15 protein-coding genes are annotated in these 13,009 nt (G+C 47.3%); 1 reads left to right on the forward strand and 14 read right to left on the reverse strand.

Annotated features, from left to right (window positions below):
* Positions 1–84: 84 nt before the first annotated feature.
* The 8 genes from V6D42_RS17260 to V6D42_RS17295 all read right to left on the reverse strand — a co-directional run bounded on the left by V6D42_RS17260 (position 85) and on the right by V6D42_RS17295 (position 7,088).
* Positions 85–726: a GDSL-type esterase/lipase family protein gene (locus tag V6D42_RS17260; RefSeq protein ID WP_333514055.1), complete on the reverse strand. Its 642-nt coding sequence runs from the start codon at positions 724–726 to the stop codon at positions 85–87.
* A 63-nt stretch (positions 727–789) separates the two neighbouring features.
* Complete coding sequence (locus tag V6D42_RS17265; RefSeq protein ID WP_326231913.1) at positions 790–1,542, reverse strand: IclR family transcriptional regulator; 753 nt, start codon at positions 1,540–1,542, stop codon at positions 790–792.
* Between the two features lie 16 nt (positions 1,543–1,558).
* Positions 1,559–2,566 carry a biotin-dependent carboxyltransferase family protein gene (locus V6D42_RS17270; RefSeq protein WP_333514095.1) on the reverse strand — a complete coding sequence of 336 codons (1,008 nt, stop codon included), beginning with the start codon at positions 2,564–2,566 and terminating at the stop codon, positions 1,559–1,561.
* A gap of 2 nt (positions 2,567–2,568) precedes the next feature.
* Positions 2,569–3,291 carry a 5-oxoprolinase subunit PxpB gene (gene pxpB / locus V6D42_RS17275; RefSeq protein WP_333514056.1) on the reverse strand — a complete coding sequence of 241 codons (723 nt, stop codon included), beginning with the start codon at positions 3,289–3,291 and terminating at the stop codon, positions 2,569–2,571.
* A gap of 44 nt (positions 3,292–3,335) precedes the next feature.
* A complete protein-coding gene (locus V6D42_RS17280; RefSeq protein WP_268471677.1) occupies positions 3,336–4,127 on the reverse strand; it encodes a putative hydro-lyase in 792 nt (263 codons plus the stop codon).
* Between the two features lie 5 nt (positions 4,128–4,132).
* Entirely contained in the window at positions 4,133–5,347 is a 1,215-nt protein-coding gene (locus V6D42_RS17285) for an NRAMP family divalent metal transporter (RefSeq protein WP_333514057.1), read from the reverse strand.
* A gap of 17 nt (positions 5,348–5,364) precedes the next feature.
* Positions 5,365–6,132, reverse strand: coding sequence for a 5-oxoprolinase subunit PxpA (locus tag V6D42_RS17290; RefSeq protein WP_333514058.1), 768 nt, complete (start codon positions 6,130–6,132; stop codon positions 5,365–5,367).
* A gap of 206 nt (positions 6,133–6,338) precedes the next feature.
* On the reverse strand, positions 6,339–7,088 hold the full coding sequence (locus tag V6D42_RS17295; protein ID WP_333514059.1) for a Cof-type HAD-IIB family hydrolase: 750 nt from the start codon (positions 7,086–7,088) through the stop codon (positions 6,339–6,341).
* 130 nt (positions 7,089–7,218) lie between these two features.
* On the opposite strand from V6D42_RS17295, the gene V6D42_RS17300 reads away from it, so the two are divergent.
* On the forward strand, positions 7,219–7,383 hold the full coding sequence (locus tag V6D42_RS17300) for a hypothetical protein (RefSeq protein ID WP_010333048.1): 165 nt from the start codon (positions 7,219–7,221) through the stop codon (positions 7,381–7,383).
* Between the two features lie 37 nt (positions 7,384–7,420).
* Here V6D42_RS17300 and V6D42_RS17305 read toward each other — a convergent pair whose 3' ends face one another.
* The 6 genes from V6D42_RS17305 to V6D42_RS17330 form a co-directional block, all read right to left on the reverse strand.
* Positions 7,421–7,801, reverse strand: a complete 381-nt coding sequence (locus V6D42_RS17305) for a 3-hydroxyacyl-ACP dehydratase FabZ family protein (protein WP_333514096.1) — start codon at positions 7,799–7,801, stop codon at positions 7,421–7,423.
* Positions 7,802–7,870: 69 nt separating this feature from the next.
* Positions 7,871–8,431, reverse strand: a complete 561-nt coding sequence (gene sipU / locus V6D42_RS17310; protein ID WP_333514060.1) for a signal peptidase I sipU — start codon at positions 8,429–8,431, stop codon at positions 7,871–7,873.
* A 123-nt stretch (positions 8,432–8,554) separates the two neighbouring features.
* A complete protein-coding gene (locus tag V6D42_RS17315; protein ID WP_333514061.1) occupies positions 8,555–9,619 on the reverse strand; it encodes a tartrate dehydrogenase in 1,065 nt (354 codons plus the stop codon).
* Positions 9,620–9,706: 87 nt separating this feature from the next.
* Positions 9,707–10,828, reverse strand: coding sequence for a mannitol-1-phosphate 5-dehydrogenase (locus tag V6D42_RS17320; protein ID WP_333514062.1), 1,122 nt, complete (start codon positions 10,826–10,828; stop codon positions 9,707–9,709).
* Position 10,829: 1 nt separating this feature from the next.
* Positions 10,830–11,261 carry a PTS sugar transporter subunit IIA gene (locus V6D42_RS17325; protein ID WP_059291950.1) on the reverse strand — a complete coding sequence of 144 codons (432 nt, stop codon included), beginning with the start codon at positions 11,259–11,261 and terminating at the stop codon, positions 10,830–10,832.
* 24 nt (positions 11,262–11,285) lie between these two features.
* The gene (locus V6D42_RS17330; RefSeq protein WP_333514063.1) at positions 11,286–12,719 is read right to left on the reverse strand and encodes a PTS mannitol transporter subunit IICB; all 1,434 of its coding nucleotides are present in this window, start codon (positions 12,717–12,719) and stop codon (positions 11,286–11,288) included.
* Between the last annotated feature and the right edge of the window lie 290 nt (positions 12,720–13,009).

Raw genomic sequence — 13,009 nt, forward strand, 5'->3', positions numbered from 1 at the left:
TATAGAACATGAGACGGGGAAATTTAAGTTTCTTTTAATATTTGAATTCATATAAAAAAACGCGCCAGTGATCAGGCGCGTTTTCTATGAAACTGATAATTCTGGATAACCTATTCCGCGAAGCACTTCGGCCATTGCCTGATAGCCGCTGCTATTCGGATGGACACCGTCGAAAGACAGGTATTCCTGCTCTTTCCCTTTAAAGACACTGTAAACGTCAGCGATTTTAACATGAGGCGCTGAGGCCAGCGTTTTTAAATGTGAATTAAATGAAGTAATCCATTGATCAGCAATGCCAATGCCGGGAAACGGATTGTATAAATTAAAAACACGGATGGCGTAAGGTGATGGATCGGCCCCTTTGATTTTGGCGATTTGGGCAATCATCTTTTCAAAATTCTCATGACAATGCGCGGACGCACGGCTGAAAATCGTTTCATCCTGAGAAGATTGATAGGATAATACAGATTCAATCAGATCATTTCCGCATCCTGTGATCGTAATCATATCAGCGGCTTGAATTTGTTTTTGAACATAGGGATATGACAGGAGGCCGAGGATTTCCTCTGTATCAAGGCCGGATTTGGCGAAAACCGATACGGCTGTTTTTGATGTCAGATCGGCTTCCATCATGCCCCTGAAGCGCTGGACAAATCCGGCAGAAAACAGCCCAGAGCCTCTCCCCGTCGTTAAAGAATCTCCGAGCGCTGTATATTGAAGCACCATGATCTTTCCTCCACTCATGAACGTCGATACGTTAATGTACGCAGAAGAGAAAAGATCGGCTACTTATGGATACCCTATTTTTCTGGATATCTGCAAAGCGGCTTGTTTTACTTTTTCCGTTAAGTACGGCAGCCTGTCTTCTGTAAATCTCGCTTCAAACCCTGCAATACTGATACCTGCCGCCACCTGGTGATGATGGTTAAAAATCGGCGCACCAATGGCCGCCGTATAATTTTCGAGTTCGGAATAGCTGACGGTATAGCCGTTTTGCACCGAGGTATCAATCGCCTCAAGAAGCTTTGACGGATCTGTAATGGTCCCTGAACTGATCGGAATGAGCTCTGTCTGTTTCATGTACGCTTCAATTTCTTCACGGGGCAGAAAGGACAAAATGCTGCGGGCACATGCTCCTGCGTACAAAGGAGAACGCCGGCCGATTGCAGTGTACAGGCGAACGGTCTGTGTCCCTTCAATTTTCTCCACGTAGATTGCTTCGTTTCCGTCCCTCATAATCAATTGAACAGCTTCATCCACTTCACGGCAAAGCTCCTCCATCACAGGCTTGGCTATTTTTCTGATATCGAGTCTGTCCGCGACAAGCTGACCGAATTCCAAAAACACCAATCCCAGCGTATAAACGCCCGATGGGTCTCGATTGAGGAACCCCATTTCTTCCAGTGAGCTGACCATTCGGTGAACAGAGGTCTTCGGCATTCCTGATAGGGAAACGAGTTCGCTTAAAGTAAGGCTTGGTTCATGCAAAAACAAATTGAGCAGCGCCATAGATTTTACTACGGTTTTGTTTTTATTCTGCATCATTCCATCCCCTTTGTTATGTCAGCCATTCCATTTTCATTCTTGTTTTCAGTTCTTTTAGATACTCTTCCCGTTCAATGAAAAGCGCTTCCGCTTCCTGAAGGGACACAGGCTCAAATTGGACGTGCTCGCCCGGCATGATTTGCGAGGCAATCGGAAGATCAGCTGAAATGATGTGAGCGATCCTCGGGTAACCTCCCGTCGTTTGCCTATCTGCAAGAAGGATAATCGGATTGCCGTCAGGCGGCACCTGAACTGTTCCAAATGTAACCGCCTCTGACACCATCTCAAGAGGCGCCTTCAATTCAAGCGGTTCCCCTTTGAGCCTGTAGCCCATCCGATCGGACTGCGGAGTGACACGAAACGTCTCTTCATAAAACCTTGTTTTCGATTCTTCTGTGAAAAAAGAGAATTGTTTTCCTTCCAGCACTCGGATCACCGGATTCTTTTTTAACGGCAGAAATCTGTATCGGCTGACTGACCAGTTCGGCGCTGCAAATCCTCGCTGACCAAGGTGTTGGCTCATACGGGAGACGATGGTTTTCGAAAGAAATGACAGTTCACCAATCGGCAGTTCATCTTCCTTCTGAAGCGCTCTTCCGCGAAATCCGCCGATTCCCGCTCTGACATACGTGCTTTTGCTTTCCATGACAGCAGGTACATTGAAGCCGCCGGCTATCGCTACATAAGCACGGCTGCCGAGTTTGCAGGGGCCAAAGGTGATCGTGCTGTTTTCCTTAACGAGCACAGGTTTCCAAAGAGGTGCTTCTTCATCATTCACACGCAGAGTAAAGTCCGCTCCTGTTACGGCAATCAGCGTTGGTTCTGACACATAAAGCGACGGGCCGGGACCCATCAGCGTAATTTCAAGGCCGGCTTCTTTTTCGCTGTTTCCGATCAGCAGATTGGCGATTCGAAGCGACACCGTGTCCATGGCGCCGCTTGCCAGCACGCCGTATTTTTGATACCCCGTTCTGCCTATATCCTGAACCGTTGTGAGCAGTCCGGGCTTTAACACTTTCATGCTCAATTGGACTCCTCCTTATAGGCGTGATAGTCATCCTCTGAGATGCGGACAAATGTAACAATATCTCCTGCTCTTAATAACGTCGGCGGGTTTTCCTGCGGCCGGAATAGAGCGAGCGGCGTTTTGCCAATCAGCTGCCAGCCGCCCGGTGTCGAAATCGGATAAACGCCTGTTTGCAGTCCCGCAATTCCGACTGATCCGGCGGGAATTGATGGTCTTGGCGACGATTTCCTTGGAGCTGCGATACGTTTGGACATACCGCCTAAGAAAGGAAACCCCGGTGCAAAGCCCAGCATATACACCACATATTCGCCGCCTGTATGAATCTCAATGACTTCTTCGGGTGTCAGATGATTGATCTGGGCCACCTCTTCTAAATCAGGCCCGAATTCACCGCCATAGCAGACGGGAATTTCAACGACGCGGCGGCTGCTTTCATAATCAGCCGTTAATTCTCCAAGCCGCTCATGAACATCGCGTTTCACCTTCTCAAAAGGTGAGCTGATGCCTTGAGGCAAATGCTTGTACACTTCATACATATCATAAAATACGGTAAGACTCGTAAAAGCCGGGATACATTCAATGAATCCCGGAAACGGCTGTTCTTCTATATAAGCGGCAGCGGCATGGACAAGACCGTTTACTTGCTCGCTTATTTCTTCTCCAAATCGGATCATCATTGCAGAATCACCGAGCTGTTCGAATTGTAATCGTTCAGTCATCTTTCTCACCTCGTTTATTTCTCGTTCATCAGGAGGACGAGAGGTTACAGCACCGCAAGCGACTCGTCTCGAATATCTGTGATAAGCATATGCCCCGGCGCATGTGTGATGACCATTTCAGGTTTTACATTCATAGCCACAGCTTGCGGAGTGACCCCGCATGCCCAAAATACAGGAACCTCGCCTTCACGAACAGAAACGGCATCTCCGAAATCCGGATTGCCCAGATCCTGTATGCCGATCGCTTTTGGATTGCCGATATGAATCGGTCCTCCGTGCACAGCCGGAAAACGCGAGGTCACCTGTGCGGCGCGTACAGCGAGCCGTTCAGGAACCGGTCTCATACTGACAACCATCTGCCCATGAAACGGCCCCGCCGGAACACAATCTATATTCGTTTTGTACATTGGAACGTTCGTCCCCTCGTCGATATGTCTGACGGGAATTCCATTATTGATCAGCGCCTGTTCAAAAGAGAAACTGCATCCGATTAGAAAACCGACAAAATTGTCCTCCCAGTATGGCGTAATATCAGATGCTTCCTCCGTCAAAACACCGTGCCTGTATACACGGTATTTTGGAAAATCCGTTCTGATATCAGCATCTGGCGCAACAAGCGACGGCACAGGCGAACCGGATTCCGTCACATCCAGCACCGGACAGGGCTTTTGATTCCGCTGGCAAAACAGCAGAAAGTCAAATGCCAGATCTTTTTTCAAAATCACAAGGTTCGCTTGAGCATAACCGCCGGACATTCCGGCGGTCGGGCCGTTTATTTTCCCTTCTCGTATGAGAGCGCGCACATCTCTTGGCGCCATCTTGTTCAAATGATCCATTCTTATCAGCTCCACAAATGAGGAAGTTGTGTAAATAACGTGTAGATGCCCATAATCGCCATGACGATGACAACCAGTGCACCTGAGCCTGTTAGCCAAAGCGGATGCTTATAATCACCGACAATGTTTTTCTTATATGCGGCAATGAGCAGCGTTCCAAGCGCAATCGGCAGAATCAAGCCGTTCAAAGATCCGACAAGCACGAGAATTTTCGCCGGCTGGCCGATGGTGACGAAGGCTAATGTGGAAACGACAATAAATCCGATAATAATGCCGCGTGAATTCTTTTCAATTTTTGGAGAAAAGGTTTTAAAAAACGAAACAGACGTATAAGCGGCTCCGATAACGGACGTAATGGCTGCTGACCACATGATCAATCCGAAAATTTTATAACCGACATTTCCCGCTGCCAGCTGGAACACAGAGGCGGCCGGGTTGCTTTCGTCAATGTGCAGGCCTTTTGAAACAACACCGAGCACAGCTAAGAAAAGGGCGATTCGCATGATGGATGTAATTAAAATGCCGATAACTGAGCTTTTTGTCACCTGGGGGATGGATTCCTTGCCTTTAATCCCAGCATCAAGCAAACGATGTCCGCCGGCAAATGTGATATATCCTCCGACGGTCCCGCCGACTAATGTGACAATTGCGAATATACTGATATGTTCAGGGGCAAATGTGTTTGCCACAGCCTGTCCGACTGGCGGCGCAGACGAGATTGCGACGTACAGCGTTAAGATGATCATGGCAAACCCCGCGATTTGCGTAAAACGGTCCATCGCTTTTCCTGCTTCCTTGATGACAAAAATCAGAATTGCGATGACGGCGCTGATTAAGGCGCCTGTTTCTGGTGTAATGCCGAACAAGACTTGAAGTCCGAGCCCAGCCCCTCCGATATTCCCGATATTAAAGGCAAGTCCGCCAAGCACGACGAGAATAGCGATGAAATATCCCAGTCCGGGAAGCACCATATTCGCAATCTCCTGGCCCCTTTTTCCTGAGACCGCGATGATGCGCCATACGTTGGTTTGAGCGAAGATATCCAAAATAATAGAAATTAAAATAACAAAACCGAAGCTCGCTGCGAGTGTGTTTGTAAATGTTGCGGTTTGTGTCAGGAATCCCGGGCCAATTGCTGATGTTGCCATTAAGAAGGCGGCACCCATGAGCAATGACCAGCTGCCCGTTTTTTTCCCTGCTGTTTTTTTCTGCTGCTCCATCTATTTTCCTCCTTCTATTACTTCTGGGCTGAAATAGCAGTCACTTCGATTCCGGCCGATGTAAGCTCTTTTCGGATTTTTTGCGCAAACGTCAGCGCATGGGCACCGTCTCCGTGAATGCAAACCGTATCTGCTTTTAAGGACACATCTTGGCCTTGCTGAGATTTGACCGCCCCTTCTTTCACCATTTTGATCACCTGAGTGACGGCGGCATCATCGCTTTCAATGAGTGCGTCCGGCTGGGAGCGCGGTGTCAGTGTGCCGTCCGCTTGGTATGTTCTGTCGGCGAATACTTCGCTTGCTGTTTGCAGCCCGATCCGTTCTCCCGCTTTTACAAGCTCGCTCTCAGCAAGGCCGAAAAGAATCAGTCCTGGATCAACCTTGTAGACGGCTTTTGCAATGGCTTCCGATAGCTTCTGATCGACTGCAGCCATATTGTACAAAGCGCCGTGCGGCTTGACGTGCTGCATGTGAAGCCCTTCCGCTTTTAAAAATCCTGACAAGGCGCCAATTTGATAAACCACAAGATCATACGCTTCCTCTGGAGAAATCGCCATATTCCGGCGGCCGAAGCCGAGCAAATCCGGAAGTCCCGGGTGCGCGCCGATTTTCACGCCTTTTTCAGCAGCAAGGGCAACTGTTTTCCGCATGACACCGGGATCCCCTGCATGAAATCCGCATGCGACATTCGCCGATGTGACAAACTCTAAAATATCTTGATCAAGACCTATCGTATAGGCTCCGAAGCTTTCCCCTAAATCACAATTTAAATCAACTTGAAACACAGAATCCCTCCTGCCAAGCAAACGATTGCTTTATGTATTTTATTGTTCCGAAATTCGGAACGACTATTCCGAATTTTTGAACTTTATTTCATTATATTCAATCATATTAGTTTGTGAAATAAATTTGTTAGAAAACCTACCATGGACCTAGAAGAAACTCTCCCTGATTAAATAGAAAAAGAGTCCTTATCTCAGGACTCTTTTTCTTATAGTACCCAATGGCGTATCGCTTTAGCGACTCCATCTTCTATATTTGTGTCAGTGATCCAATCAGCCGTTTCTTTCACGATGTCTTGAGCATTGCCCATCGCTACGCCCAGCCCCGCTTCTTTGATCATCGCGATATCATTCAAGCTGTCGCCCATCGCCATGACATGTTCCATCGTAAAGCCGAGTTTTTCAGAAACCTTCGCAAGGGCTGCGGCTTTGTTGATGCCGAGCGCGTTAACCTCAATGTTTGTCGGGCTTGAGTTTGTGATTTCGAGCTCTTTATTTTTTCTAAGCTCCGCCAGCACTTCGTTTCGAATATCGTCATCCTCTATGTCAAATCCGAATTTGAGCCATTCATGATCGGTGATGTTTTCCGGGAACTCGCCTCTCCACACCTTGTTAACGGTTGAAGCCCAGAAATTGGTGTTATGTTTATTCCGCAAATCCCACATCATTTTGATATGATCCGTGTGGAGCAGCTTACGTTCCACTAAATGAAAATTCGAATCCCAGATTTCGCTTCCGTTAGCCGTGATTAAAAAAGACGACAGCTCCAGCGACTCAGCCAGTTCCCGGCACGTCATCAGCGTACGGCCCGTGCTGATCACCACATACACGCCTTTATCCTCTGCTTCACGAATGGCTTTACGGTTTTCATCCGAGATCAGCTGCTCTTCATTCAGCAGCGTTCCATCCATATCAATTGCGATCAGCTTGATATCTACACTTTCTCTTTGAACAGACATATATGTACCTCTCTTTATCTTAATTGTGCTTCTTTCTATTCTAATACATTACACCGAGCAGAACAAAAAAGCGATTTCACATGTTTGAGGTGCACTGATAAGAGGAAAACAAATAGTGAGGTGATCAAACATGAAAGAAAGAAAACAGCAGAACCGCCCAAATGAAAATCCCGAACATAATGACTTAACCGATCCGATACCGAATGAAGAGCTGAAGGAAAACATGAATGATGAAAAACACAAACGCCAGCAAAGAGATGACTCACAAAGTGAACGAGATTACGATACGAAATAATAGAACCCCTCACAAAAATCGTTGTGAAGGGTTTTTTTCATTTTTCAATATAGATGCCGATTTCAGCTTCCGCAACAGGCCGCCCGCCCACTGACGCCTTCGCATGTCCAAACACAAACCCGCGGCGATTTCGTGTGACTTCAAACGATAGATCAAGCCGGTCGCCCGGTACGGCCGCGCCCAGCTTTTCCGCTTTCTTCACGGATGACAATAAGCCCAAGCTGTTCTCATCTGTAATCCCTGTAAAAGCCGCGGTTTGCGCAAGTGCTTCAATCACAAGTGAAAACGGCATTTCTGTTTGCATGTCCGTGATAAACCAGTCGTTCTCACTGACCAGCTTATAAGCAGCTGCATGTTTCCCGGGCTCACTTTCAATCACGCCATCAATAAACAAAAACGGATAGCGATGAGGCAGCATATCAGGTTTCACCATTTCTCCACCCTTTCTTTCATTTCATCAAGCATCATCTCTTTTTTGCGTATGTATTCATTTTGCTTGTCTCATCTCACCGAACGGATAAAAGACAAGAGACTCAGTACCAATGATATCTTCATCAGAAGGCATACCTATTCCATTTCTGCTGTCCACCGAATTGAGACGGTTATCTCCCATGACAAAATATTTGCCGGAAGGCACCTCAGCTTCAAAATTATTCGTGAGATTTTCCCCTAACGCTTGCATTTCTTGTTTATGTTCCTTTAGATACGGTTCGTCGACTTTCTTACCGTTTATGTATAGCTGATCATCCTTCATGATAATTGAGTCGCCCGGCAAGCCGATTAACCGTTTTATAAATGAACGGCCGCTCTTTTCGTCATGAATCACGATGATGTCGCCTCTCTGAAATCCGCCTGTATATTTGGCTGCTTTGTCCACCAAAATCCGTTCTGAGTCTTTTAGCGTCGGAGCCATTGATGAACCTTCAACAAGATAGGGAATATAAAATGCCATTCTAATCATGAATATGAAAGCCAGGATACATGCGATACTGAGTACAATAAATTTGGTTTTTGATTTCTTTTTTAATGTGATCGTTTTTGCGTTCAACTTCTTTCACCTGATACCTTCCTAAAGAATTCCATGTCATTATACAGCATTTGGGATCTTCTTGGTTAGGAATCTGTTGAAATGTTGTAAGTGGCCGGAGCAACTTCGCCCCGGCCTACATGGTTATAGATTTCTTAACCGCGCACAGATTTCGTCCGTGACCTCAGCCGTTGTGCTTTGCCCGCCAATGTCGCGTGTTTTGATGCCGTCAGCCGTTACTCGTTCCATCACATCGAGGATCTTTGCCCCCAGCTCTTCCTCTCCGAAATGGTCAAGCATCAGCTTCGCTGTCCAAATTTGGCCGATTGGATTGGCAAGACCCTGACCGGCAATGTCGGGAGCTGAGCCGTGAACCGGTTCGAACATAGACGGGTATTTGCCGTCCGGATTGATGTTCGCAGACGGCGCAATGCCGATGCTTCCCATCAGGCTCGAGCTGATGTCGGTTAAAATATCACCAAACAGGTTGCTTGCCACAATGACATCAAACGTTTCCGGACGCGTCACAAAAAAAGCGGCCAGCGCATCAATATGCTGGGATGACGTTTCAATCTCGCTGTAATCAGCGGCAGTCTGCTGAAAGACTTCATCCCAAAACGGCATCGCGTGATAAATGCCATTAGACTTTGTTGCACTTGTCACATGGCCGCACCGTTTTTTCGCCAATTCGAAGGCAAAGCGCATGACTCGCTCTGTCGCTTTTCTGGTAAACACGGCATTCTGGATGGCGATTTCATCATCGCCCCTGTGAATGCGTCCGCCGACTTCACTGTATTCACCTTCACTGTTCTCGCGAATCACCACGAGGTCAAAATCATTTGGATGCAGAAGCGGCGACGTAATGCCCGCCATTTGTTTGGCAGGTCTCATATTAATAGAAAGCTCGAGTTCTCTCCGGATTTTCAGGAGCAGCCCCCATAATGAGATATGGTCGGGAACAAGCTTCGGATTTCCAACTGCCCCTAAGAATACCGCTTCAAATTGAGTGAGTGTATGTATTCCGTCCTCAGGCATCATTTCGCCGTGTTCCATGTAATAGTCACAGCTCCATGGAAATGACGTAAATGAGAATGACAAACCTCCGTGCACCTCAGCAGCTGTATGAAGCACTTTCTCCGCAGCCGCCACAACTTCTTTTCCTGCTCCGTCTCCCGGTATTGCCGCAATCTCGAATTGTTTCATCGCCATTCTCCTTCCCCTGTTATCGTAAGCGTTTTCTATTATACTAGATTGCGAGATGGTAAAAAAAGCCCGTGACGTGCTGTCACGGGTCGGTTATTGATTCAGTTTTTTTAAAACGATGGCATGGAGCGGTTCATGGGACGGGATACCGCATACCTCGTGAAGCACTCCGCTGTATCCTTTTTCCGCGATCAGCGCTTGCAGCTCGACCGCTTCCGGATCACCGGCAAAGTCGAATCGCAGCGCCGCCGCAATGCCTTCAGCCAGTGCATTCGGCGCTTTGATTTTCTTCGCCGGACCTACAAGCCTGTCATTTTCTCCAAGCTTTCTGAGCGGCGATCTCGCCACACGGGTCACATCGTCAGTGATAAATTCATTCTCAAAGCGGCCGATGATTTTTTTAATATATTGCTCGTGCTCTGATTGCTTAAATCCGTACGTTTTGATGAGATAATCACCGGTTTCAAGCAGCGCCGAGTGAACAACTCGGCGGATCTCCGGGTGATCGATCGCTTCTTTTATCGTTTTTAATCCGCGCTGATAGCCGACATAGGCCGTTACAGCATGGCCGGTATTAACGGTAAACAGCTTTCGTTCGATGTACGGCGTTAAATCATCAACAAACAGCGCACCTTTTATTGCCGGTGTTTCCCCGATAAAGCCTGATTCGTCGATGACCCATTCAAAGAACGGCTCAACCGACACTTTGAGCGGATCTTCATGATGCTGAATCGGCACGATTCGGTCAACGGCGGAATTCGGGAATCCGATAGTTTTGCCGACAGCCTCCTGCTCCGCCTCTGTTAAGTGGCTGTATACTTCTTTTTTTAAGAAGCTGCTTCCGCCAATCATATTTTCACAGGCAATGATATTCAGCGTGTCAGTACAGCTTCTCCGTCTTAAACCTTCTGCGATGGACGGAGCAATTAGCTTTAACACATTCGGGCCGACCGCCGTTGTGATGAGCGCCGCCTCATTGATCAGCCGATACAGCTCCTCCGGCTGGCTGCCGCTGTTGATGGCGCGGACCGGGCCGATCACCTCTGACGAACGCCCTTCTTCTGCGAGTTCAACAGTGTATGCCCGTTTTTCATTAAGGAGGCCGACCATCGTGTCATTTACATCCGCGAACACCACTTCATAGCCGGAGTGGTGAAGCAGCGCACCGATAAAGCCTCTCCCGATATTTCCCGCACCGAAATGTAAGGCAATCATGCTAGTTCACCTCGTTGAAAATCGCGATCAAATCTTCTTCACTTTTCGCAGAAATCAGGCGTTCAATGTTTTCTTCTTCTGAGCAGATGATGGCGATGTTTGACAAAATGTCTAAATGCTCGTTATTTTTTCCGGCAATGCCGAATACGACTTTAGCTGTGTTTCCTTCTCCATACTCTACTCCGCCAGGAATTTGAATGATAGAAATTCCTGAGTGAAGCACTTCGCTTTTGGCATCTTCTGTGCCGTGGGGAATGGCAATAAAATTCCCCATGAAGGTAGAAGATGTTTCTTCCCGTTCAAACATTTTTTCAATATAATCGTCTGTCACGTAGCCGTTGTCAATCAGTGTTTGGCCGGCCAATCTGATCGCTTCTTCTTTTGTTGCAACCGTTTGATTGAGTTTGATGTTTTCTTTTGCGAGTACTTGCATGAGTATCACTCTCTTTCTATAAGATTACTTTTTCAGCTTTTCAATCAGCTCGTCGTATTTCGGGCTGTTTAAGAAGTTATCCACTGAGATGTGCGTCGCGTTCGGCAGCTTTGCTTTCGCGCGGTCTGTTAAATCTTTGTGGGTGATAACAATATCCGCGTCGCTTGGCAGATTGTTAATGGCCGTGTTGGTCACACTGATGTCAAGCTCCGCTTTTTTCACTTTGTTTCTTAAGATGGATGCCCCCATCGCACTTGATCCCATTCCCGCATCACACGCAAAGATAATTTTGTTCACGCTTTCAGGAGACAGCTCAGACGCTTCCTCTGCTTTGGCTTGTTCCGCCTCTAAAGCAGCTGCTGCTTGGCTTTTCTTCCCCTTCATGGACTGCATTTTTTCTGTTGCGGCAGCGAGGTCTTCTTCGCTTGCTTTTGAGGATTTCAGGATCACTGCTGATACGATGAACGAAACAGCCGCAGCTACTAATACACCCGCCAATACGCCGAGGTATCCGCCTCTTGGCGTCATTGCCATCAATGCGATAATGCTGCCCGGTGACGAAGCTGCAACTAGACCGGCATTAAAGATAGAGAACGTTAGGAGTCCGCTTGCTCCGCCCGCAATCGCTGCCAGAATCAAGGCCGGTTTCATCAAAATATACGGGAAGTAAATTTCGTGAATCCCTCCGAAGAAGTGAATGATTGCCGCTCCAGGAGCCGTTGATTTTGAAGATCCTTTGCCAAAGAACATATACGCGAGTAAAATGCCGAGTCCTGGCCCAGGGTTTGCTTCTACTAAGAACAGAATCGACTTTCCCGTTTGGGCTGCCTGCTCGATTCCGATTGGGCTTAAGATTCCATGGTTAATGGCGTTATTTAGGAACAACACTTTCGCCGGCTCTACAAAAATACTTGCAATAGGCAGCAAATTAGCGTGTACAATGACTTCCACACCAGCTGCCAGCAATTTGTTTAACGTCAGGACAACCGGACCGATGGCGTAAAACGCGAGAATCGTCAAAGCCGCACCGACTATCCCTGCCGTAAAGTTGTTGATCAGCATTTCAAAGCCTTGTTTGACTTTATCCTTGAACAATTTATCAATCTGTTTAATGAGGTATCCGCCAAGCGGCCCCATGATCATTGCACCTAAAAACATTGGAATATCCGATCCGACAATCACACCGATCGCCGCTGTCGCTCCGACGACTCCGCCGCGGTGGTCGTAAATCATTTTTCCGCCTGTATACGCTATCAAAAGCGGCAGTAAATACGTAATCATCGGGCTGACAAGTGTATTCAGCTGTTCATTCGGAAACCATCCCGCCGGAATAAACAGCGCGGTAATGATGCCCCAAGCGATAAACGCGCCGATATTTGGCATAATCATTCCGCTCAAATAACTGCCGAAACGCTGAACTTTCACTTTCATGCCGCCTTGCTGCTGTTCTTGCTGCATATATAAACCTCCCTGTTTTGTTTGTCGCTAAAAGAATGATAATGTCAGAGAATGATGCTTCCCTTTGACTCTATATTAAAACGCTTACAGTCCCTATACAATTGAAAGTAAAGAGGACTTTGGCACATGGGTGTGACAATTTTTTAAAAATAAAAAGGCTCCTGGTATCAGGAGCCTACAAATTGTTGACAAAATGCTAAAATGGTTTTCATTTTAGCATTTTGTCATCTTCTCAGCGTGATTGAAAACCCTTGAAGTCTAGGAAGGACGAGCATCGGAGCACAGCGAAT

Origin of the sequence: Bacillus sp. 0909A (assembly GCF_036765115.1) — a bacterium.
Taxonomy (GTDB): Bacteria; Bacillota; Bacilli; order Bacillales; family Bacillaceae; genus Bacillus; species Bacillus mojavensis.